Source organism: Paenibacillus sp. S-38, assembly GCF_049942825.1.
GTDB lineage: Bacteria > Bacillota > Bacilli > Paenibacillales > NBRC-103111 > Paenibacillus_G.
Genome location: NZ_CP187970.1, coordinates 617,501 through 638,204, shown reverse-complemented (window position 1 = coordinate 638,204; position 20,704 = coordinate 617,501). Strand labels below are relative to the sequence as shown.

13 protein-coding genes, 16 tRNA genes and 2 rRNA genes (1 of these 31 only partly in view) are annotated in these 20,704 nt (G+C 56.3%); 4 read left to right on the top strand and 27 right to left on the bottom strand.

The genetic code is table 11. From position 1 onward, the window contains the following. Positions 1–19 precede the first annotated feature (19 nt). The 4 genes from ACP26L_RS03055 (at position 20) to ACP26L_RS03040 (ending at position 8,223) form a co-directional block, all read left to right on the top strand. On the top strand, positions 20–1,369 hold the full coding sequence (locus tag ACP26L_RS03055; RefSeq protein WP_426451045.1) for a glutamate-1-semialdehyde 2,1-aminomutase: 1,350 nt from the start codon (positions 20–22) through the stop codon (positions 1,367–1,369). Positions 1,370–1,991: 622 nt separating this feature from the next. After that, the gene (locus ACP26L_RS03050) at positions 1,992–6,530 is read left to right on the top strand and encodes a glutamate synthase-related protein (protein WP_426454799.1); all 4,539 of its coding nucleotides are present in this window, start codon (positions 1,992–1,994) and stop codon (positions 6,528–6,530) included. Between the two features lie 696 nt (positions 6,531–7,226). After that, complete coding sequence (locus ACP26L_RS03045; protein ID WP_426451044.1) at positions 7,227–7,667, top strand: Rieske 2Fe-2S domain-containing protein; 441 nt, start codon at positions 7,227–7,229, stop codon at positions 7,665–7,667. After that, the gene (locus tag ACP26L_RS03040) at positions 7,606–8,223 is read left to right on the top strand and encodes a hypothetical protein (protein ID WP_426451043.1); all 618 of its coding nucleotides are present in this window, start codon (positions 7,606–7,608) and stop codon (positions 8,221–8,223) included. Before ACP26L_RS03045 ends, ACP26L_RS03040 begins: the two co-directional genes overlap by 62 nt. Positions 8,224–8,385: 162 nt before the next feature. Here the strand turns inward: ACP26L_RS03040 and ltrA are convergent, their stop codons facing one another. The 27 genes from ltrA to ACP26L_RS02905 form a co-directional block, all read right to left on the bottom strand. Beyond that, positions 8,386–9,678, bottom strand: a complete 1,293-nt coding sequence (gene ltrA, locus ACP26L_RS03035; RefSeq protein WP_426451042.1) for a group II intron reverse transcriptase/maturase — start codon at positions 9,676–9,678, stop codon at positions 8,386–8,388. Positions 9,679–10,260: 582 nt separating this feature from the next. Further along, positions 10,261–10,923: a bifunctional 2-keto-4-hydroxyglutarate aldolase/2-keto-3-deoxy-6-phosphogluconate aldolase gene (locus ACP26L_RS03030; protein WP_426451041.1), complete on the bottom strand. Its 663-nt coding sequence runs from the start codon at positions 10,921–10,923 to the stop codon at positions 10,261–10,263. 16 nt (positions 10,924–10,939) lie between these two features. Next, complete coding sequence (locus ACP26L_RS03025; protein WP_426454798.1) at positions 10,940–11,890, bottom strand: sugar kinase; 951 nt, start codon at positions 11,888–11,890, stop codon at positions 10,940–10,942. 32 nt (positions 11,891–11,922) lie between these two features. Beyond that, positions 11,923–12,678 (bottom strand): 2-dehydro-3-deoxy-D-gluconate 5-dehydrogenase KduD, encoded by a 756-nt coding sequence (gene kduD / locus ACP26L_RS03020; RefSeq protein ID WP_426451039.1) that lies wholly within the window; start codon positions 12,676–12,678, stop codon positions 11,923–11,925. A gap of 109 nt (positions 12,679–12,787) precedes the next feature. Continuing rightward, a complete protein-coding gene (gene bioC / locus ACP26L_RS03015) occupies positions 12,788–13,645 on the bottom strand; it encodes a malonyl-ACP O-methyltransferase BioC (protein ID WP_426451038.1) in 858 nt (285 codons plus the stop codon). After that, on the bottom strand, positions 13,623–14,420 hold the full coding sequence (locus ACP26L_RS03010) for an alpha/beta fold hydrolase (RefSeq protein ID WP_426451036.1): 798 nt from the start codon (positions 14,418–14,420) through the stop codon (positions 13,623–13,625). The genes bioC and ACP26L_RS03010 overlap by 23 nt, the downstream gene beginning before the upstream one ends. Before the next feature lie 23 nt (positions 14,421–14,443). Continuing rightward, positions 14,444–15,610, bottom strand: coding sequence for an 8-amino-7-oxononanoate synthase (bioF, locus tag ACP26L_RS03005; RefSeq protein WP_426451035.1), 1,167 nt, complete (start codon positions 15,608–15,610; stop codon positions 14,444–14,446). 16 nt (positions 15,611–15,626) lie between these two features. Further along, a complete protein-coding gene (gene bioB / locus ACP26L_RS03000) occupies positions 15,627–16,619 on the bottom strand; it encodes a biotin synthase BioB (RefSeq protein WP_426451034.1) in 993 nt (330 codons plus the stop codon). A 41-nt stretch (positions 16,620–16,660) separates the two neighbouring features. Continuing rightward, on the bottom strand, positions 16,661–17,410 hold the full coding sequence (gene bioD / locus ACP26L_RS02995; protein WP_426451033.1) for a dethiobiotin synthase: 750 nt from the start codon (positions 17,408–17,410) through the stop codon (positions 16,661–16,663). A 193-nt stretch (positions 17,411–17,603) separates the two neighbouring features. After that, a tRNA-Arg gene (locus ACP26L_RS02990) sits at positions 17,604–17,677 on the bottom strand. Position 17,678: 1 nt separating this feature from the next. Beyond that, positions 17,679–17,752 (bottom strand) — tRNA-Gly (locus ACP26L_RS02985). A gap of 20 nt (positions 17,753–17,772) precedes the next feature. Next, a tRNA-Pro gene (locus tag ACP26L_RS02980) sits at positions 17,773–17,849 on the bottom strand. 9 nt (positions 17,850–17,858) lie between these two features. After that, positions 17,859–17,938, bottom strand: a tRNA-Leu gene (locus ACP26L_RS02975). Between the two features lie 24 nt (positions 17,939–17,962). After that, positions 17,963–18,037: transfer RNA gene (locus ACP26L_RS02970), tRNA-Gly, on the bottom strand. Positions 18,038–18,077: 40 nt separating this feature from the next. Then, positions 18,078–18,152 (bottom strand) — tRNA-Gly (locus ACP26L_RS02965). Between the two features lie 21 nt (positions 18,153–18,173). Then, positions 18,174–18,249: transfer RNA gene (locus ACP26L_RS02960), tRNA-Lys, on the bottom strand. 5 nt (positions 18,250–18,254) lie between these two features. Continuing rightward, positions 18,255–18,329, bottom strand: a tRNA-Gln gene (locus tag ACP26L_RS02955). A gap of 10 nt (positions 18,330–18,339) precedes the next feature. Next, positions 18,340–18,415: transfer RNA gene (locus tag ACP26L_RS02950), tRNA-His, on the bottom strand. A gap of 11 nt (positions 18,416–18,426) precedes the next feature. After that, positions 18,427–18,501 (bottom strand) — tRNA-Thr (locus ACP26L_RS02945). A 71-nt stretch (positions 18,502–18,572) separates the two neighbouring features. Continuing rightward, positions 18,573–18,649, bottom strand: a tRNA-Asp gene (locus tag ACP26L_RS02940). 13 nt (positions 18,650–18,662) lie between these two features. After that, a tRNA-Met gene (locus ACP26L_RS02935) sits at positions 18,663–18,739 on the bottom strand. 15 nt (positions 18,740–18,754) lie between these two features. Beyond that, positions 18,755–18,830 (bottom strand) — tRNA-Val (locus tag ACP26L_RS02930). 12 nt (positions 18,831–18,842) lie between these two features. Then, a tRNA-Glu gene (locus ACP26L_RS02925) sits at positions 18,843–18,914 on the bottom strand. A 40-nt stretch (positions 18,915–18,954) separates the two neighbouring features. Then, positions 18,955–19,043: transfer RNA gene (locus ACP26L_RS02920), tRNA-Ser, on the bottom strand. A 6-nt stretch (positions 19,044–19,049) separates the two neighbouring features. Continuing rightward, a tRNA-Asn gene (locus ACP26L_RS02915) sits at positions 19,050–19,125 on the bottom strand. A gap of 31 nt (positions 19,126–19,156) precedes the next feature. Continuing rightward, positions 19,157–19,273, bottom strand: a 5S ribosomal RNA gene (gene rrf / locus ACP26L_RS02910). A gap of 198 nt (positions 19,274–19,471) precedes the next feature. Then, positions 19,472–20,704: ribosomal RNA gene (locus ACP26L_RS02905) — 23S ribosomal RNA — on the bottom strand; it runs 1,699 nt beyond the window's last position.

Here is a 20,704-nt window from a genome sequence, read left to right as displayed (position 1 = left end):
GTTTGGGAGGGTTATACATATGAGTCAGCTGAGTCAGCAATCATCCGCAGGGGACGCCAGGCCGCGCTCCTCTTCCTTATATCAAGAAGCGCTCCAGCATATCGTAGGCGGCGTCAACTCGCCGTCCCGGTCGTTCAAGGCCGTCGGCGGCGGTGCCCCCGTCTTTATGAAGCGCGGGCAGGGAGCCTACTTCTGGGATGAGGACGGCAGCCGGTATATCGATTACCTGGCAGCCTACGGCCCGGTCATCCTCGGCCATGCCCATCCGCATGTCACAGCGGCCATCGTGCGTGCAGCCGAGAACGGGACGCTGTACGGCACGCCTACCGAGCTTGAGATCCGCTTCGCCCGCATGCTGAAGGAAGCGATCCCCTCGCTCGACAAGGTCCGTTTCGTCAACTCCGGCACGGAGGCCGTCATGACGACGATCCGCGTGGCCCGCGCCTACACCGGCCGCAGCAAGATCATCAAGTTCGCCGGCTGCTACCACGGCCATTCGGATCTGGTGCTCGTCGCCGCAGGCTCAGGCCCTTCCACCCTCGGAATCCCGGACAGCGCGGGGATTCCGGTCTCCATCGCGCACGAGGTGATCACCGTGCCGTTCAATGACCCTAAGGCGCTGGACGAAGCGCTCGCCCGCTGGGGCGATGATGTCGCTGCCGTGATGGTCGAGCCCATTGTCGGCAACTTCGGCATGGTGATGCCGCAGCCCGGCTTCCTCGAGGCGCTGTGCGGCGCGGCCCGGCGCAACGGCTCCCTCGTCATCTACGACGAGGTCATCACCGCCTTCCGCTTCCATTACGGCGCCGCCTCCACGTTCGCCGGCCTTCCGGCGGGCACCGATTACGCCGCCATCGAGCCCGACCTGACGGCGCTAGGCAAGATCATCGGCGGCGGGCTGCCGATCGGCGCCTACGGCGGGCGGGCGGAGATCATGTCGCAGGTGGCTCCGCTGGGTCCGGCCTACCAGGCCGGCACCATGGCGGGCAACCCCGCTTCGATCTCGGCCGGCATCGCCTGCCTGGAGGCTCTGAGCGAGCCGGGCACCTACGAGCGCCTCGACCGGCTCGGCGCGATGCTGGAGGAGGGACTTGCCGCGGCGGCAGCGGAGCACGGCATTCCGCTGACAATCAACCGCATCCGCGGCGCTTTGTCGACGCATTTCTGCTCCCATCCGGTGACCAACTATGAGGAAGCGCAGGATACCGACGGCGAGAGCTTCGCCTCCTTTTTCCGCCGTATGCTGGCCGAGGGAGTTTGTCTGGCCCCTTCCAAGTACGAAGCCTGGTTCACGACAACCGCGCATACCGAAGCGGATATTGCTTACACCATCGAAGCGGCAAGCCGCGCCTTCTCCCGCATGAAATAACCCCCTGCCCATAACAAAAATATTTATCACTACAATCACGAACTATTATCACTATATGATAATAGTTCGTTCGTTTTTTATAGAACACACAAAATCGCAAGAAAATTGCCTTTATTCACCACGTATGCACAATAGATAACGCTTACAATTGGTTCCTTTGCCGAATGTTCTATTGTCTAAGTAACATTTTCATGGTATCCTATAACTACTTTATAACCCAATATCATCGGCTAATTGTAAGGTTTTCGCCATGATAGCCACGAGGATATGCGCTCATTTTGTCGACTTGGGCACATTTATTTTTTTAATTATGGCCCAGTGTTCTTACCCGATTATGAGTGTAAGGGCGCGTCGGCAGCGCCATTTATGCAGAATAATTGTATTTTTATTCATCCATTCTGCCCATTTGGCTTTGTCCGCTTTCTTTGCAGCAGCATCGGGGGTCCGGTGCCCTTCCGCGGCTTGAGGCGTTAGGAGCTCGTCCCCATGATTTAGAGCCGGTATAGAGCCTTGCTATATACTTTCTAAGATCATGTACAGAACCTTCTATTATGGACGAAACCGCAACTTAATTACATGGGAGGTGACGGTCAGCCTGCTGACCACTAGAATGAATCAAGTTATGCGTGATGAAGGCCGTTTTCAGAATCTCTTGGCCACCGAACATGACTCCTGCGGCATCATTTGTATTGTAGAGAAAGACGGTTTCCCATCCCGTGACAACATCCAGAAAACGATTGAAGCTCTTGTTAAGATGGAGCATCGTTCGGGATTCATCAACGGTGAAGGCGACGGCTGTGGGATCCTGACGGATATCCCGAGAGCCCTCTGGGAGAAGAAACTCCAGGAGAACGGCCTCGACGGCAAGCTTGCATACGATGAGCGTTTCTCCGTAGCCCACATCTTCGTGCCGCGCAAGCTCGACCTGACGGTTGCCCAGATGCAGGAAGGCATCCGCGCCCTGTTCGCTAAGTTCGGTGTCTCCATCCTGATGGAGCAGGAGAACCAGGTGGACAGCTCCGTCCTCGGTCCGAACGGCCGCAATGACGAGCCTACGTTCTGGCAGATCGCCGGCCTCTGCGAGAAGCAGGAAGTGAAAGTTGCCGATCACCTCTTTGAGCTTCATGTTGCGATCGAAGATCAATACACCGTGCACGTCGCCACACTGAGCAACGTGACTGCGGCTTACAAGGTCATGGGTGCCGCAAGCATCCTGCCGAAATATTTTAACGATACCCGCGACCCGCTGTTCGCAGCTCAGGTCACGATCGGACATAACCGTTATTCCACGAACACCCAGTCGAGCTTCTTCCGCGTTCAGCCCTTCTCCCTTCTCGGCCACAACGGCGAGATCAACACGGTGAAGAAGCTGCGCATCGAAGCCGACATGGTCGGCGTACCGCTCGTCGACGGGGGCAGTGACTCCCAGGACATGAACCGTACGATCGAGACGTTCATTCACCGCTCCGGCATGTCCCTGTTCGAAGCGATGGAAGTCGTCTTCCCGCCGATCCACAACGAGATGAAGCTGTTCCGTCCGGAGCTGCAGGATCTCTATGTTTACTACCGCCAGACATGGGGCCACTTCGCCCAAGGTCCTGCCGGTATCGTATCCCGCTACGGCAACGAGTGTATCTTCAGCGTCGATGCCCTCGGTCTTCGTCCGGTATGGATGGTGGAGAGCGAAACTTCGCTGTACTTCTCCTCCGAGCAGGGCGTGATCACCGTCGGCGAGATGGTTGCTGATCCGAAGCCGATCGCACCGGGCGAGAAAATCGGCGTGGTGCTGACACCGGGCGAGCATATCCAGGTTATCCCTTACTACGAAGTGCAGAACCTGGTACTGAAGCGCGCTTCGGCACGCGTTGGTCTGGACGGCCTCCGCAAGCACCTCGTACAGGATGTAGCTGTTAGCGAATCGGCTCCATCGGCTGACGTTGTACCTAACGATGCCGTATACAGCTCGTTCGGCTGGGACCGCGACGGGATCACGATGATCGAGTCGACTGCCGAAACCGGCGCCGAGCCGATCCGTTCCCTCGGTCACGACAGCCCGCATGCGGCCCTCGCATGGGAGCGTCAGAACATTCCGGACTTCATCAAGGAAAGCGTAGCTGTCGTTACGAACCCGGCGATTGACCGTGACCGCGAAATGGAGCACTTCTCCACACGCGTCGTTGTCGGTCCTCGTCCGAAAGTATACGGCGAGCCGGATGCCCGCCCTCGCGTGGAGATTCTGTACCCTGTCGTGCTCGAAGGCAGCAACGGGATCGATTCTCTGGCCGAGCTGAAGCAGCCTAGCCTGGAGCAGCTCGTGAACCTCTTCGGCGGCCCGAACGGTGAGAGCGTTGCTGTGCTGTCGACGACGTTCCCTCGCGGCGGTTCGCTGGAAGCGGCTCTGAATGAGCTGGCGGCTGAAGCGGTCCGTGCTGTGAAGAACGGCGCTATGCTGGTTGTCCTCGACGACAGCGAAGCGCATCAGAACGACCGTCTGTGGATGGATCCACATCTGGCTGTCTCCAAGGTTGATATTGCCCTTAGAGCCGAGAAGCTCGGATTCGGCGACAACCTGCGCCGCCAGACGACCATCGTCCTGCGCAGCGCGGCGATCCGCAACCTGCATGACATTGCTGTGGCCTGTGGCCTTGGCGCAGACGTTCTGTCTCCATACATTATGTTCGCTACCGCTGCTTCCAAAGACGGCGCGCCGGCAGCTCGCAAAGTATTCACGGCCCTCATGAAGGGTCTGGAGAAAGTCATCTCCACGATCGGTACGCACGAGCTGCGCGGCTACACCCGCTTCTTCTCGTCCATCGGCCTCAAGCCAGAGCTGGCCGACGTGCTCGATATCGTGAACTACCTCGGCAGCGACAAGGCCGGCACAGGGTATGCCGAGCTCGAAGCCGAAGCCGAAGCGCGCTACAACGACTTCACAAACCCGAAAGCCAAGGCGGCGAAGAACTTCCGCTTCTTCCAGCGCATGTGGAAGGCTCTCGGCGACGCAGCTTCCGGTGCGGCTCCTTACACGGACTACCGCGACAAGCTTCGTGACGAAGAGAAGAAGAACGCCATCTCGATCCGTCACGTTGCCGGATTCGACTTCGAGAAGGCGCACAGCGAAGGCCGCAAGCCGCTTGACCCGTCGCAGGTCGAGATCGGTATCGGCGGACACAGCCTGCCGATGCTCATCTCCTCGATGTCCTTCGGCTCGCAGAACGAAACAGCTTTCCGCGCTTACGCCGAAGCCGGCGAACGCCTCAACATGGTTACCATGAACGGCGAAGGCGGAGAGATCAAAGACATGCTCGGCAAATACAAGCGTACGCGCGGTGCGCAGGTCGCTTCCGGCCGTTTCGGCGTCAACGTCGAGCTGGCGAATGCCGTAGCGTTCCTTGAAATCAAGATCGGTCAAGGCGCGAAGCCGGGCGAAGGCGGTCACCTTCCGGGCTCCAAGGTTACGGCCAAGATCGCAGCAGCACGGAACGCCACGATCGGTTCCGATCTGATCTCGCCATCCAACAACCACGATATCTACTCGATCGAGGACCTGGCACAGATCATCTCGGAGCTGAAGGAAGCTTCCGGCCGCAAGGCACAGATCATCGTCAAGATTCCGGTTGTACCGGGTGTCGGCACCATCGCCGTCGGCGTAGCCAAGGCCGGCGCAGACGTCATCACGCTCTCCGGCTTCGACGGAGGTACGGGTGCGGCGCGTATTCACTCCATCACGCACGTAGGTCTGCCTACCGAGATCGGAACGAAGCTCGCTCACTTGGCCCTCATCGACGCAGGCCTTCGCCACCGCGTGGAACTGTGGTCCGACGGCGGCATGAAGTCCGGTCAGGACGTCGTCAAGATGGTTATGCTCGGCGCCAACCGTGTCGGCTTCGGTTCCATCGCGATGCAGTCCATCGGATGTACGACCTGCCGCGGATGTCACCTGGATACCTGCCACGTAGGTATCGCTACGCAGATCGACTCCATGGAAGAAGCCGAAGAGAAAGGTCTTCGCCGCTTCGTACCGCGTGTGTACGATCTCGCCGTAGACGGCCTTGTCCGTATCTTCAGCGGTATCGGTGAAGAGGTTCGCGAAACCGTTGCCCAGCTCGGCTTCAAGAACCTGCAGGAACTCGTCGGCCGTTCCGACCTGCTCCAGCAGATCTCGCACCTCGAGCGCATCGACCTGTCCGACCTGCTCCGTCCGGCTCCGCTCTCCTTTGCTGCTGCGCAGGAAGCTCATGCCGAAGTGGCTGCTGCCGTATCGTCCGATATCCGGATCGCTGCCGGCGCCGAAGGCCAAGAGTTCTTCCCGGATGCCGTATCGTTCCATGCACCGGTTGAACGCACTTGGAGCAAAGTCGATGCCGAATCCCGTATTCTCGGGGCACGCTATGCGAGCCACCGCGTAAGAGACCGCTTTGACGGCAGCTACGACAGCCTGCCTGCGGTGAACATCACGATGACTGAAGGTTCCGTACCGGGCAACGGTCTGGCCGCATTCAACGCCCGCGGCGTAGACATCACGGTACACGGCGGTGCGGAAGACGGCGTCGGTAAGATGTCCCTCGGCGGCAAGGTTGCCATCCTGAAGGCACCGAGCAAGCACAAGCAGTTTATCAACGGTTCCGTTGGTAAATCGTTCGGTTACGGCGCTCAGAAGGGTCTGTTCCTGATCCAGGGCAATGCCGATACTCGTGCCTGCATCCGCTTCTCGGGCGCAGACGTTGTCTTCGGCGGCGAGATTACCACTCCGCTCCGTGACGATCTGGGCGGCCTCGCCTCCCGTGCGAACCTGAAGGGTTTTGCGTTCGAGTACATGACCAACGGCCGTGCCGTGGTTCTCGGCGACCCAGGTCCATGGATCTGCGCAGGGATGACCGGCGGCGTAATCTACCAGCGCCTCGTTCCTGAGATGGGACTGGATCAAGCGGCTATCGAGCGCCGTATCGCCAAAGGTGCCAAAGTGAAGATCGAACAGATCGGACCTCAAAGCACCAAGGATCTGAACGAACTGCTCGGCGCTTACCTGGAAGAGCTTACGAAATCCGGCCAAACGGAAGCCGCAGCAACGATCGAAGGTCTGCTGGCTAACCTCCAGGCGAACTTCGTCCGGATCGCTCCGGTGAACCTGCAGGCTGATCAATCCGTTGCTACGGAGTAGATCAATCTTTCAAGCATCACCCTGTGATTGCCATCGCATTCCCAACAGCCTCCTGCTTGCAGGGGGCTGTTTTTCTATCTTCTTAGTTCCGCCACCACCCATCTTGGCCCCTCTGATTTGCACGCGCTTTACTTTAACCGGCATGATCACCCGCCCCCCTCATTTCGACCATCCTACCGCTGTACAACAGTGTTCGTTGTAATGGCATGTGCCTTCTATGTGCCTCTTTTCCCTCCTCCCCCCCCTACCCTCACTTCCCTGTGGGATGCTCGTGCTTATAGCCTACCTATGTGTCTAAGTATGTGCATGCCTTCTATGCCCTCTTGGCTTCCGAACGTCCTTGTTGTCTCCATGTCGTCATCCTGCCTTAGCTTTCGGTGTGAAGCGCTGGGGACACCGTTTAAGGGGCAGCCCGTCAACTCCCTGCACGAGCATGTGTTATGCCTCCTGTCTCGTTTTCCATAGCTGCCTTCAATCCTTGCCTTCTTTGCCTCCATGCGTCACTTTTTCCTTCCCCTTCTATCTCCCTCTGGCTCTTGGCAGCTTTCTCCGCATAATACTTTATCATGTTTGTGCATACCTGTAGGAAGGGTAATAGCCGAGTATTGCGGCTGTCCTGCTTTGTACCATTCCTGTCCCTCCCCACTGTACCGTATAGTTTTAACTTATCGATTGATAAAATAAAGGAGGCCCCATATGTCCGACGAACGTTACCGTGCAAGCCAAGAAGGAGATCATGATGTTTTCCCTTGCACCTGGTATACTGTAGGCTGGTCCAAAGAATTGAAGCCGGGCCGGCTCCTTAGGAAAAGGATTGCCGGACGCGACTTCGTCCTGTTCCGCGATTCAGCAGGTACTGCTCAGGCACTTCATGCCTACTGTCCTCATCGCGGGGCAGACTTATCGCTCGGAAGCTGTGAAGGTGATCGGCTGCGCTGCCCCTACCATGCCTGGACCTTTCAGGGAGATGGCACCTGCACATCCATTCTCGCCCAGCCGGACAGGAAGATTCCCGACTTTGACCACACCCAGGCTTACCCTGTCAAGGAACAAGCGGGCCTGCAGTGGATCTCCCATGACACTGCGCGAACTGAACGGACAGATGCCGGAGCCTCCTTCCTTATTGCCGGAGCTTGACGACCCCGAACTTGTGCTGGCCCCCTACGATGCCGTGTGGCAGGCTCATCTCTCCCAGGTCATCGAGAGTGTCATCGACACAGCCCACGTGCCCATCGTTCACCGCCGGACCATCGGGTGGAACAGCTCTTCAAGCATCCATATCGATTTTGAAGCCACCGATGATCGGATCACCATTCGCAATGGCAGCGGCCTGCTAACCTACCGATTTCCCCAGCAGTGGCTGCTCACTCCGGCCGAGCCACGGCGAAGCCGGTTCATCAATTACGTAACTTTTACCCCGGTTGATCGGGAAGTTACGGCGATCTTCGGCTATGCAGGCAGGAATTTCACCAAATTTCCGTGGGTGAGCCGTATCTTCTCCCGCTACAGCGCACGGGTGCTGGAGGAAGACCGTGCCGTCGTAGAGAGCCAGCACCCGCGTCCCATCCCGGATGCCCTGCGCATGGAAGCCCATGTGGGAGCCGACGGTCCTCAGGTCCGGTTCCGGCAGCGCTGGTACCAGTTCTTGACCAGCGGGGAGCCCCGGATATCCCTCAAAGATCGCGTACGCTGACACCATACCGGCTGCGTATCCTTACATCAGACTCAGCACAGGCCCTGCTGCCACTGCCATTCTAGAGTAAAGGGCAGAAAATTTCTGCCCCTCCTCATCAAACCGTACGTGAGGTTTTCCCTCATACGGCTTTCCGATGTTCGTCATTCATGTGCATGCAGATCACAAAAGCGCTTTAAGTCCATATTGCCTGGTCAGAAACCTTACTTCTTGAAGCGAACTCCCCCACCTCGCACGTTGCCTCTTCTTGGCATACCATCTCGTAAACCTTTGCAAAATGTACCAGTCCAGTTTGGCCAGCTTTAATTGGCTGTAGGCTGTGTAGTAGTAATTCCTCCACCCCTGAATCTTTGGATTCAGCCACCGCACATGTTCGGCGAATGACTTGTGTCTCATCTTCGGCGGTGCGAGACGTTCTTTAACAACCTCCCGAATACGTTCTTCCGCTTTCCGGGTTAACCACTGCTGGGTTGTGTAGTACACCTTCCCTTGGGAAGTTTCCGCTTTTGTTTTGCGATGGTGCATGCCGAGAAAGTCAAACCCTTCTTCTCCTGTCCATAACCCGACAAGGCGCGTCTTGATGGGATGCAGGGTAAGATCGAGCCGTTCCATAATCGTCTGGATCAGTTGGTAGGCTCTTTCTGCTTCTTTCCTTGTTTTGCACACTACTACCAGATCATCGGCATATCGTGTGAGTTCCCCCAGTCCGCTCCCATGTCGTTCCCACAGGATGTCGAAGTAGTTCAGATAGATGTTCGCCAAAAGGGGAGAGATGACTCCGCCCTGCGGCGTTCCCAGATCCGTGCGTCGAATCATTCCTTCCTCCAGGACACCCGCGTTCAGCCACTTTCTTACCAGCTTCAAGAGGCGCCTGTCACTAATTCGCATTTCCATCAGCTTCATCAACTTCTCTTGATTGATGTTATCGAAGTAAGCTTGGATGTCGACGTCGACCACCCAATTCCCTTTACGGTTGCATGCTTTTCGGATACGATCCAGCGCCTGCTTGGCGCTTCGCTTCGGCCTGAATCCAAACGAAGCTTCCTGGAAATCCGCTTCAAAGATCGGTTCTATGACCAGTTTCGCTGCCATCTGTACGACGCGGCCTCGGATGGTAGGGATACCCAGCGGCCTTTGCTTTCCATCTTTCTTCGGAATGTAGCGCCGTCTTACCGGCTGCGGATGGTACTTGCCTTCTTTTAGGATTCGTTGGCATTTGTACAAAAAGACGTTCTCTCCTTGTTTCACTATGTCCGCAAGTGTCTCTCCGTCGATTCCAGCCGATCCTTTATTGGCTCGTACTCTCCTCCATGCCTCCCTCAGAATGTCCATCCGATACACCTTGTCATAGAGCGCATGGAATCTACGCTTCTTGTTCTCCTTGGCCGCATGACCTAGTTTCTCTTGGAGTTGTTGAACGTTTTCCTTTGGTGTCGTTAGCCGCTTGGCATTCACTGACTCGTACCTCCTTAAGAAACATGAACAAAGCAGAGCTCCTTCCCTCCCGCAGGTTGTGTTGTCCTGCGTTCCTCGGTAGTATGAGCCCCTCGGACTCCCTTCCTGCAGACTACTCATTTAGCCATGCATGCTTATAGAGAGTCTCTTTACGGGTTCAAAAAAAAATTCCCGTGCAGGGGAGGGTCTCCCCAGTTCACTGCATCCTCTTTCATGTCATGCCGCTCCCTATACGCCGGAAGATTCTTCGCTGCAGCTCCAAGTTCCATACAGCTTCCTTGGCCTTCGTCCTTATAGGCGAGACTCGGCTTCCTCTTTTCCCTCTTGCGAGGCCTTTTTGACGACGCGGCAGGATTCACTTCATGTTACGGCCTGACATGTTGCTCGCGCTGTCTCTGACAGCACTTCCGTCGATACGCTTTTACGTACAGATTTCGCCATACGCAAGTATCCAAGCTACGCGGGGGCTTGGCCCCTCCCGCGACCGGACTTTCACCGGCTAGAAGATGCGTGCTTAGCTGGGCACGCCCTAACAAAAAAGAAGGTGCCCTTTCCGCTTGGAAAGAGCACCTTCTTCAACGATTAGGCCTTGGCTGCACGATAAGCTTCCACGTACTGGGCCGCCTTCTTAGCTACAAGGCTGTAATCGCGCTGCTTGACCGCTTCGGTCGTCAGATCCGATCCGATGCCGACAGCTACGGCCCCCGCTTTGATCCACTCGCCCAGATTGTCGAGCGATACCCCGCCGGTCGGCATGACATTCGCCTGCGGCAGAGGACCCTTGATCGCTTTGATCATGCTCGGGGAGTACAGGTTGCCTGGGAACAGTTTCACTACATCCACACCCAGCTCGAGCGCGCGCTGAATCTCCTGGATGGTCATCACGCCAGGCATGACAGGTACACGGTACCGGTTGCACAGCGTAACGGTATCGGGATTAAGCGAAGGCCCGACGACGAACTCGGAGCCGCTCAGGATGGCCGCGCGTGCCGTTTCGGGATCCAGCACCGTACCTACACCGATGATCGCATAACGGGAGGCATCGACCGTGGTGCTCGAATATTTCTTCGCCAGCTTCTCAATCGCCTGCAGGGCGAAAGGAACGGTCATCGTCACTTCAATCACCTTAATGCCGCCTTCAATCGCCTGTTCGGCCATTTCAACGACTTCGTCCGGTGTGTCGCCGCGCAGTACCGCAACGACCCCTTCGTTCACAATCTTCTGTACGAGCTGCAGCTTTTTCATTGGTTGTATCCTCCCCCTACCGTTCCACGTGCTTGACGTTGTTCAAGAATGCTTCTACCTGCTCCCAAGTGGGGATGCCTTCCCAATCGCCTTCCATCTGGACGACCATACAGCCGATCAGATTTCCGAGGCGAACAGCTTCCACGTGCGTGTATCCTTTGAGCAGACCCACAAAAAATCCGGCGCAGAACCCGTCTCCGGCTCCCACCGTATCCACTACCTGTTCCGCCTTATAGTACGGTACCGCAGAGACCTCGCCGTTCTCGACAACGTAGGTTTCGTCATCTCCGCCTTTGACGATGGACACCGCTTTCAGCTCGGACAGCTTCGCCACAATCTCATCGAAGTTTTCCGTCTGATAGAGCAGCTTCAGCTCATCCAGTCCCGGAAGGAAGTAATCCGCTTCTTGAGCCAGCTCCAGCAGAACGCCTCTTGCTTCCTCAATCGTCCACAGCTTCAGACGCAGGTTCGGGTCAAAGCAGACCTTCACGCCGTGCTTCTTCGCCAGGCGGATTGCTTCTCGGAGGGTGGCCCGGCACGACTCGCTCAGGGCCGCTGTAATGCCTGTTACATGTAGATATTGGGCCTGGGCAATATATTCCTCATCGAGGTGATCAGGCCGCAGCAGACTGGCAGCTGAGCCTTTGCGGTAGTAATACACGGAAGTCTTACCGGATACGACTTCGCGCAGCATCAGGCCTGTCGGTGCCTCGGTCGTCAGCTCCGTGCGGGAGACGTCCACGCCTTCCCCGCGGATTTTCTTCAGAATCATCCGCCCGAAAGGATCTTTGCCGAGCCGGCTGAACCAGCCTGCCCGATGCCCGAGACGGGATACGCCGATCGCTACATTGCTCTCCGCGCCTCCGAAGAGCCCTTGGAAGCTGCTCGAATACTCGATGCCTTTGGACCCCTCCGGCATAATGAGAGCCATGGTTTCTCCGAAGGTGATGATCTCCGGACGGAACATTTGGTGTTCTTGGGTTTGTCCGCTCTCTGCCATTAGCGTGCCATCCATCCGCCGTCAACGGCAAGCACGTGGCCGCTCATGTAGTCCGAAGCAGCGGATGCCAGGAAAATCACAGGCCCCTGCAGGTCTTCCGTCGTGCCCCAGCGTCCTGCCGGAATACGAACGAGAATCTGGGAGCTGCGCTCTTCATCGGCACGAAGCGCGGCCGTATTGTCTGTAGACATATAGCCCGGTGCAATCGCATTCACTTGGACGCCCTTGCTGGCCCACTCGTTCGCCAGGGCCTTGGTTACGCCTGCAATCGCATGCTTCGACGCCGTGTAGCCAGGAACGTTGATCCCGCCCTGGAAGCTCAGCAGGGATGCGATGTTAATGATTTTGCCCGAGCCCTGCTTGATCATCTCGCGGCCCACCAGCTGGCAGAGGAAGAACGCGGAGTTCAGGTTCAGATTGAGCACGTCATGCCAATCCTGCGCACCATGCTCCGCAGCCGGTGTCCGGCGGATGATCCCGGAGTTGTTGACGAGTATGTCGATCTTGCCGAATACGGACAGGGCCTCTTCCACGACGCCCTTCAGCGCCTGCTCGTCCATGAGATTGGCTACGATCGTATGTACTTTACGTCCCAAAGCTTCAATCTCCTGTTGAACTTCACGCGAACGGTCGTTGCTTGTAACGATGACAATATCCGCGCCTGCCTTGGCTAAGCCAAGCGAAATGCCTCCGCCCAGTCCTACGGCACCGCCGGTGACCAAAGCCACTTTTCCGGTCAGATCAAACAAATTCATCTCTACACCCCATTTAAACGTTTTAAGTCTGTTCGCACACGTTTGCGAAGACTTCTCCCTATCATTATATGACATCCGCCGACATTGTGCCATACTCCGGGCCCCAAATCTACCTTTTTCCATACAATGCGTAATACATATGATAGGTGGCCGGAATCCCCGCTTCCCCATAGGTCTGGTTGTACGTTTCGGTCATCAACTCCATTCGCTTACGTGCCATAGCGAATCCGGAGCGACCATCCCGGACGCTGTTCCCCGCCCCCACCCGCTTCACGCTGTCGAGGAATGAACGAACGCTGTCAAACCTCCGGGTCACCCGCTTCTCCTCCCAATCCAGCTCCCAGGAAACCTCGCCGCAGGCATACAGCAGCCTTTGCCATTCTTCCCGGTTCACGAACCTCTGCCCGCTGGCCTGGTGAGGAATTCCCAGAAGGATCTCTGCCTGCCGGAAAGCACTATGCAGCTCATGGAACGTCTCCGGCCCGAAGGTGCTAAATGCCAGCAGTCCATCCTGCCGCATTCGGCTCAGCCAGCCGCTGAGCGTCTTCTCCGTGTCATTAAACCACTGAAAGGCCGCATTGGATACAACCAGATCAACCCCTGATAACTGTTCCTGTGTGCAAAAAGGTGACATGAGCAGAGTCTCGGCATCCCCAGCGAGCACGGTAAGACGTTCGCCGGCCCAAGGACAGCAGCGAAGCCTTGTCACCTCCGCCATCTTCGGTGAAAGGTCGATCGCCATCAGCTCTGCCGCGGGATAGGCCTGCAGAAGCTTCTTGGTAAGCCGGCCGGTACCACATCCGATTTCGACGATTCTGCTCACCTCAGGGCCCTTTCTCCACAGCAGCAGGCGGCTCATCAAGTCGTTGGCCATCTGCTGCTGAACTTCCGCATACAGGTCATATTCATGGGCATGCAGGTCAAAATGCCGCCGGACCCTCTTCTTATCGATACTCCAGGTTTCCATGAAGAAACTCCTTTATGCATTGGTAGAACTCCGGCGTTCTCTCCAAAAAGGGTAGATGCCCTACACCTGGAAGGATAACCTTCCTCCATCCCTCTTCTTCCTTTGGAACCGCTCCAACCGGGCAGATGTTGTCCTCCTGGCCCTGAAGCCACAGCAGACGCATCGTGCCGCTCTGTAGGGCCGGTCGGGCGAGAGCCTGCCAGTCGGCCCTGAGGTCTTCTTGAATCAGGAAACTCAGCCCCGCATGCAGTCCCTCCGGGGAAAAATCGGTGGACCGGACCGCCGCTTTCACCTGATCCGCCAGCCTTTGGTCGTACCCTGTTCCCGTAAGCATGGCTTCGGCAAACCGTTCCGCCACTGCGCCAGGCTCCGCATCCACCCGTGCCCTCATTCGCTCTACGATGCGCCGCGGCCATCCGTAAGTCCGATCCGAGTCGATGAAACGGAGGCTGGTGCCCGTAAGAATAACTAACGGCATTCCACCGTGCATCCTCCCGCCTCGCTGCCTGCCGGACCGTAGCTCCTCCACCAGGCAGCGAAGCATTTGCATTCCACCCAGCGACCATCCGACAACCGCATCGGGCCTCTCATCCCATAGGCAGCGATGAAGCCGCTCAAGCATCTGCACAGCGGAACGGCACCCTTCGTATGTAAAATAGCTGTGGCTCCAACCTGGAAGAAGGTCCTCTGGCTGCACAGAATGGATTCCCTTACCGGCTTCAGCGTTATGAGGCCAAATGATGGGACTCATGCCCCATCCGTGAACCCACAGCATGCGGGGCTCACTCCGCGGCAGATTCATGCTTCTTCACGTCCTATTCGAATTATGCGTTCCAATGCCCACTTAAGGTCCTCATCCGAATGGATTGCCATCAGGCTGAAGCGGATCCTAGCCGTTCCTTCCGGTACCGTAGGAGGCCGGATAGCAACGGCAGCAACTCCCTCCTGCTGCAGCTTTTCACTGACTCTCAGTGTCTTTTCATTGCTGCCCAGTACCAGCGGAACAATATGACACTCGCTTCCTCCCGTATCGAAGCCGGCTTCCTGCAGTCTCTGCCGGAACATCTCCGCCTTACGCTGCAGCTCATCTCTCCGCACGCTGTGGCCTCTGACCGACTGCCAGCTCTGGTACACCGCCGAGATCACGGCCGGAGGGAGCGCGGTTGTAAAAATGAAACTGCGGGCCTTGTTTATCAGGTAGTCCTTTAACATGGAATCCCCGGCGATATAGCCTCCATAAGCACAGTAAGCTTTGCTGAATGTTCCCATCTGAACCTCCACCCGGGAGGTTAATCCCATAGCATGAACAAGCCCTTGGCCTTCTTCGCCGTATAGTCCGCCGCTGTGGGCTTCATCCACCATCAGGATGGCCTCATAGCGGTCTTTCAGCTCCGCCAGCTCACGCAGCGGCGCCATGCTGCCGTCCATGCTGAAGATCGAATCCGTAACGATCAGCTTCTTGGCACCCCGAGGCGCTTTCTTAAGCTGATCTTCCAGCCGGTCCAGATCCCTATGGGGATAACGGAAGCATTGCGCCCTGCTGAGGACGATGCCGTCTATGATGCTCGCATGATTGAGGCGGTCGCTGAATACACAGTCCGACCGCCCTACAAGCGCAGGGATCACACCGGTATTCGCCATATAACCGCTGGAGAAGAGCAGGCAGCTCTCCGTCCCTTTGCAGCGGGCAAACTCCTCTTCCAGCCTCGTACATAAGGGATGATGACCGGTTATGAGCCGCGATGCCCCAGCTCCCATACCGGCCGGAAAGGCCCCCAGCTCCTGTCTTATCTGCAGCAAATCCGTCCCAAGATATTGGTTGGATGCCAGATTCAGCATCCGACGCCCTGAGCGGATGACCCAACCGCCGGGCCGGGGCTCCGAGTCTACGAGTGAACGGTACTGCCCCCGCTCTCTCAGCGACTCCAGTTCGCTTTGCATCCACATCATATGCTGTCGGCTCATTCCTCACATGTCCTCCCTAAAGGGCACAGAGCTCAATCTCGAAGCCCATATCCTCGATCATATGATGATCCGCCGTTGCCTCCTGGCCTTCCGTGGTCAGATAGTCGCCTACGAACACCGAGTTTGCAGCATACAGCGCGAGAGCCTGCATCGACCGGAGATTGACCTCCCTGCCGCCAGCCACCCTGATTTCTTTGGTGGGGCAGATCAGTCTCATCAGCGCCAGCACCTTCAAGCACCGCCGCGGGTCCAAATCCCTTTGATTCTCCAATGGAGTTCCAGGTATGGAGTTAAGAAAATTCACCGGGATCGAATCCGCATCCAGCTCTCGCAGGGCATAAGCCATCTCGACGATCTCCTCATTCGTCTCTCCCATGCCGATGATACAGCCCGAACATGGCGACATGCCTGCTGCTTTCGCCTTCTCTACCGTCTCTACCCTGTCGTCATAGGTATGAGTCGTAGTAATATTGCCGAAGTTGGCTTTGCTCGTATTGAGATTATGATTATAGCGGTCTACACCGGCTTCTTTTAATTTGACGGCCTGCTCTTCGCTGAGAATGCCGAGGCAGGCGCAAATTTTCATCGGCATGGTCGATTTGATCTCTTTCACCGCCTCCACCACCTGATCAAGCTCCTTGCCGGTTGGCCCCCGTCCGCTGGCCACAATACAGTATGTACCTACTTTAAGCTCCATCGCTTTGCGCGCACCGTCCACAAGCGTTTCCTTCTCTAGCAGAGGATACTTCGTAATCGCCGCCTTTGAGACAATCGACTGGGAGCAGTATCCACAGTCCTCCGGGCATAACCCGCTCTTGGCATTGATGATCAGATTCAGCTTGACCCTCTTGCCGTAGTAATGCCGCCTCACCTGAAATGCCGCATCCATAATCCGCAGCAGTTCATCATCCGGTGCTTCCAGCAGGTCGAGCCCTTCTCGCATTGTCAATCGCTCACCCAGTATCGCTTTCTCCGCCAGCCCGTTCCAGTTGGTAGATGTCGTAACCATTCATCCCAGCTCCTCTGCTTCTTCTATGGAATCCCTATGATTTATAAAAAGGCCATGATCTCGTCCATACGTACCCGGTTCTCCACGATCCCGATCCATTTGCTCCTCCAGACTTCCCATTCATTCATCGTTGCCGGATCCTCCTCCAGCCTCGGCAGTACACCCAGGACCGGAACGGAGCCAAAGTGTTCGATCATCTCGATCGTCTCGCTTAATGCCAGATCGTCCTCTCCCGAATAGCCGTTTAGTATAACACCTGCCATTCGGAGTCCCTTCTGTCTTGCCGCCGCAATGGTCAGCAGCGTATGGTTAACCGTACCGAGCTGGGTCCGTGCGACAACCAGCAGCGGCAGAGCTATAGCTGCAGCCAAGTCCGCAACGGTGTGCCGCGCTGTTAGCGGAACAAGCAGTCCACCGGCTCCTTCTACCAGGAGACGAGGATACGCTGCCAGCCTACGTGTTCCTTCGGCCAGCAGCTCATCCCAAGGGATCGGGATCTCAGCCCGCCGCGCCGCCATCCAAGGGGCCAACGGAGCCTGCAGTGTGATCGAGACGGTCTCCGTCTCGGATTGTTCGATACCACTGCCTCTCAGCAGTCGCCTACTATCCGCCCTAGGATCACCTAACCTGGTTCCAGATTGTATTGGCTTCCAGATGTGCAGGCTGGTGGCTTGCCCAGACCTTCCAGTCTGTAGAGTTAAGCGTCTTACTGCCGCAGCGGCAAGGACGGAGGTGACCCAGGTCTTGCCTACTTCCGTATCCGTTCCGGTAACGAAAAAACCTTTCCCCATATAGATCGCTCCAATACGTTAACCATTTAAAACGATTATAGGTTAACAATTCACTCGGTTCGATTCTACATGAACTTCGAGAGAGGGGCAAGCACAATTTTCCATAGGAGGAATCGGGTGGTTGAACAAGCTTTCGAGAAAACACAAAAAAACCTTCTACACAAAATGTAGAAGGTTATATATTCATAAAAAGCGTCCCAGGAGGGATTCGAACCCCCGACAACTCGCTTAGAAGGCGAGTGCTCTATCCGACTGAGCTACTGGGACATGGAGCGGGTGATGGGAATCGAACCCACGCTACCAGCTTGGAAGGCTGGAGTTCTACCATTGAACTACACCCGCATGAGGTTAAAGAAAACTGATGGTCGGGACGACACGATTTGAACATGCGACCCCCTGGTCCCAAACCAGGTGCTCTACCAAGCTGAGCTACGTCCCGTTAAGATGATGCCGGTAGAGGGACTCGAACCCCCACGGTTTCCCTCACGATTTTGAGTCGCGCGCGTCTGCCAATTCCGCCATACCGGCATGTATGTTACGGAGGTGGGAATTTGGAGCGGAAGACGGGAATCGAACCCGCGACCCTCGCCTTGGCAAGGCGATGCTCTACCGCTGAGCCACTTCCGCATAATAACATAAAATACTGTGATACGCTAGATCGAATTGATGGAGCGGAAGACGGGAATCGAACCCGCGACCCTCGCCTTGGCAAGGCGATGCTCTACCGCTGAGCCACTTCCGCAAAGGGGATGTAAGAAAAACATGGTGAGCCATGTAGGACTCGAACCTACGACACCCTGATTAAAAGTCAGGTGCTCTACCGACTGAGCTAATGGCTCTTACATGGCTGGGGATCTAGGATTCGAACCTAGGCATGACGGAGTCAAAGTCCGTTGCCTTACCGCTTGGCTAATCCCCAATAGAAGAAATGGGGCGGTCGAAGGGAATTGAACCCTCGAATGCCGGATCCACAAACCGGTGCGTTAACCACTTCGCCACGACCGCCATAATGTTGCTGGTGCCGTCGAGAGGAATCGAACCTCCGACCTACGCATTACGAGTGCGTTGCTCTACCGCTGAGCTACGACGGCATATTTCATAAAACAACACCGATGCAGTAGAAACGTAAGTTTCCCGTTCTCGATGTATTTGTTGTAAAAAATGGCGGAGCCGACGGGATTCGAACCCGCGGTCTCCTGCGTGACAGGCAGGCATGTTAGGCCTCTACACCACGGCTCCACACTAAGAAAATTGGTTGCGGGGGCAGGATTTGAACCTGCGGCCTTCGGGTTATGAGCCCGACGAGCTACCGGGCTGCTCCACCCCGCGTCAGTAAAATCATTATGGTGGAGGCTGACGGGATCGAACCGCCGACCCTCTGCTTGTAAGGCAGATGCTCTCCCAGCTGAGCTAAGCCTCCATGGGATAAAGATGACCCGTAGGGGATTCGAACCCCTGTTACCTCCGTGAAAGGGAGGTGTCTTAACCCCTTGACCAACGGGCCGAACCAATGATAATTGCAATAAACCCTAAAGGTAATGCTACGGAGAGAGAGGGATTCGAACCCTCGAGACGCTTGTGACGCCTACACGATTTCCAATCGTGCTCCTTCGGCCAGCTCGGACACCTCTCCAAGAAATGGCTCCCCGAACAGGACTCGAACCTGTGACAACTCGATTAACAGTCGAGTGCTCTACCAACTGAGCTATCAGGGAATAGTGAGCTGTATCATGGATCTTAAGATCCGCTTGGCGACGTTCTACTCTCCCAGGACCCTGCGGTCCAAGTACCATCGACGCTGGAAGGCTTAACGTTCGTGTTCGGGATGGGTACGCGTGGTTCCCTTCCGCCATCATCACCAAACGGTTTGTGTATCGGCCAGGATACACGGTAATACATATTCAAGGCAGCTTGTACCTTGAAAACTGGATATACATTCGGGTATATCATTTTGCGTTCCGTTGTGCTTCGCACAAAGGTCACTACCAAAATGATATATCCTCACTCGCTAGCTAAAGACCTCACATCTACATTACTGCTGCCGCTTCCTTACGGAAGCTAGTGGATAAGCCCTCGACCGATTAGTATTCGTCAGCTCCACACGTTGCCGCGCTTCCACCCCGAACCTATCAACCTCGTCGTCTACAAGGGGTCTTACTGACTTGGGAAATCTCATCTTGAGGGGGGCTTCACGCTTAGATGCTTTCAGCGCTTATCCCGTCCGTACTTGGCTATCCAGCCGTGCTCCTGGCGGAACAACTGGTACACCAGCGGTACGTCCATCCCGGTCCTCTCGTACTAAGGACAGCTCCTCTCAAATTTCCTGCGCCCGCGACAGATAGGGACCGAACTGTCTCACGACGTTCTGAACCCAGCTCGCGTACCGCTTTAATGGGCGAACAGCCCAACCCTTGGGACCTACTTCAGCCCCAGGATGCGATGAGCCGACATCGAGGTGCCAAACCTCCCCGTCGATGTGGACTCTTGGGGGAGATAAGCCTGTTATCCCCAGGGTAGCTTTTATCCGTTGAGCGATGGCCCTTCCATTCGGTACCACCGGATCACTAAGCCCGACTTTCGTCCCTGCTCGACCTGTTTGTCTCGCAGTCAAGCTCCCTTATGCCTTTGCACTCTTCGAATGATTTCCAACCATTCTGAGGGAACCTTGGGGCGCCTCCGTTACGCTTTAGGAGGCGACCGCCCCAGTCAAACTGCCCACCTGACACTGTCCCCGCACCGGATCACGGTACCAGGTTAGAACTCCGATACGATCAGGGTGGTATCCCAACGGCGCCTCCACCCAAGCTGGCGCTCAGGCTTCTCAGGCTCCCACCTATCCTGTACAGATCGTACCAAAGTCCAATATCAAGCTGCAGTAAAGCTCCATGGGGTCTTTCCGTCTTGTCGCGGGTAACCTGCATCTTCACAGGTATTAAAATTTCACCGGATCTCTCGTCGAGACAGCGCCCAAGTCGTTACGCCATTCGTGCGGGTCAGAATTTACCTGACAAGGAATTTCGCTACCTTAGGACCGTTATAGTTACGGCCGCCGTTTACTGGGGCTTCGGTTCACAGCTTCGGGTTACCCCTAACCGCTCCCCTTAACCTTCCAGCACCGGGCAGGCGTCAGCCCGTATACTTCGCCTTGCGGCTTCGCACAGACCTGTGTTTTTGCTAAACAGTCGCTTGGGCCTTTTCACTGCGGCCCCCTCGGGCTATTCACCCTACCGAGGCACCCCTTCTCCCGAAGTTACGGGGTCATTTTGCCGAGTTCCTTAACGAGAGTTCTTCCGC

Bases quoted from the DNA above. Each gene is read 5' to 3' on its own strand.
- ACP26L_RS03040 (WP_426451043.1), top strand. From the start codon at position 7,606: ATGACACTGCGCGAACTGAACGGACAGATGCCGGAGCCTCCTTCCTTA.
- ACP26L_RS03055 (WP_426451045.1), top strand. From the start codon at position 20: ATGAGTCAGCTGAGTCAGCAATCATCCGCAGGGGACGCCAGGCCGCGC.
- ACP26L_RS03025 (WP_426454798.1), bottom strand. From the start codon at position 11,890: ATGTTCCGTCCGGAGATCATCACCTTCGGAGAAACCATGGCTCTCATT.
- ACP26L_RS03030 (WP_426451041.1), bottom strand. From the start codon at position 10,923: ATGAAAAAGCTGCAGCTCGTACAGAAGATTGTGAACGAAGGGGTCGTT.
- kduD (WP_426451039.1), bottom strand. From the start codon at position 12,678: ATGAATTTGTTTGATCTGACCGGAAAAGTGGCTTTGGTCACCGGCGGT.
- bioC (WP_426451038.1), bottom strand. From the start codon at position 13,645: ATGGAAACCTGGAGTATCGATAAGAAGAGGGTCCGGCGGCATTTTGAC.
- bioD (WP_426451033.1), bottom strand. From the start codon at position 17,410: ATGGGGAAAGGTTTTTTCGTTACCGGAACGGATACGGAAGTAGGCAAG.
- ACP26L_RS03050 (WP_426454799.1), top strand. From the start codon at position 1,992: ATGCGTGATGAAGGCCGTTTTCAGAATCTCTTGGCCACCGAACATGAC.
- bioB (WP_426451034.1), bottom strand. From the start codon at position 16,619: ATGGTTACGACATCTACCAACTGGAACGGGCTGGCGGAGAAAGCGATA.
- ACP26L_RS03010 (WP_426451036.1), bottom strand. From the start codon at position 14,420: ATGCTGTGGGTTCACGGATGGGGCATGAGTCCCATCATTTGGCCTCAT.
- bioF (WP_426451035.1), bottom strand. From the start codon at position 15,610: ATGAGCCGACAGCATATGATGTGGATGCAAAGCGAACTGGAGTCGCTG.
- ACP26L_RS03045 (WP_426451044.1), top strand. From the start codon at position 7,227: ATGTCCGACGAACGTTACCGTGCAAGCCAAGAAGGAGATCATGATGTT.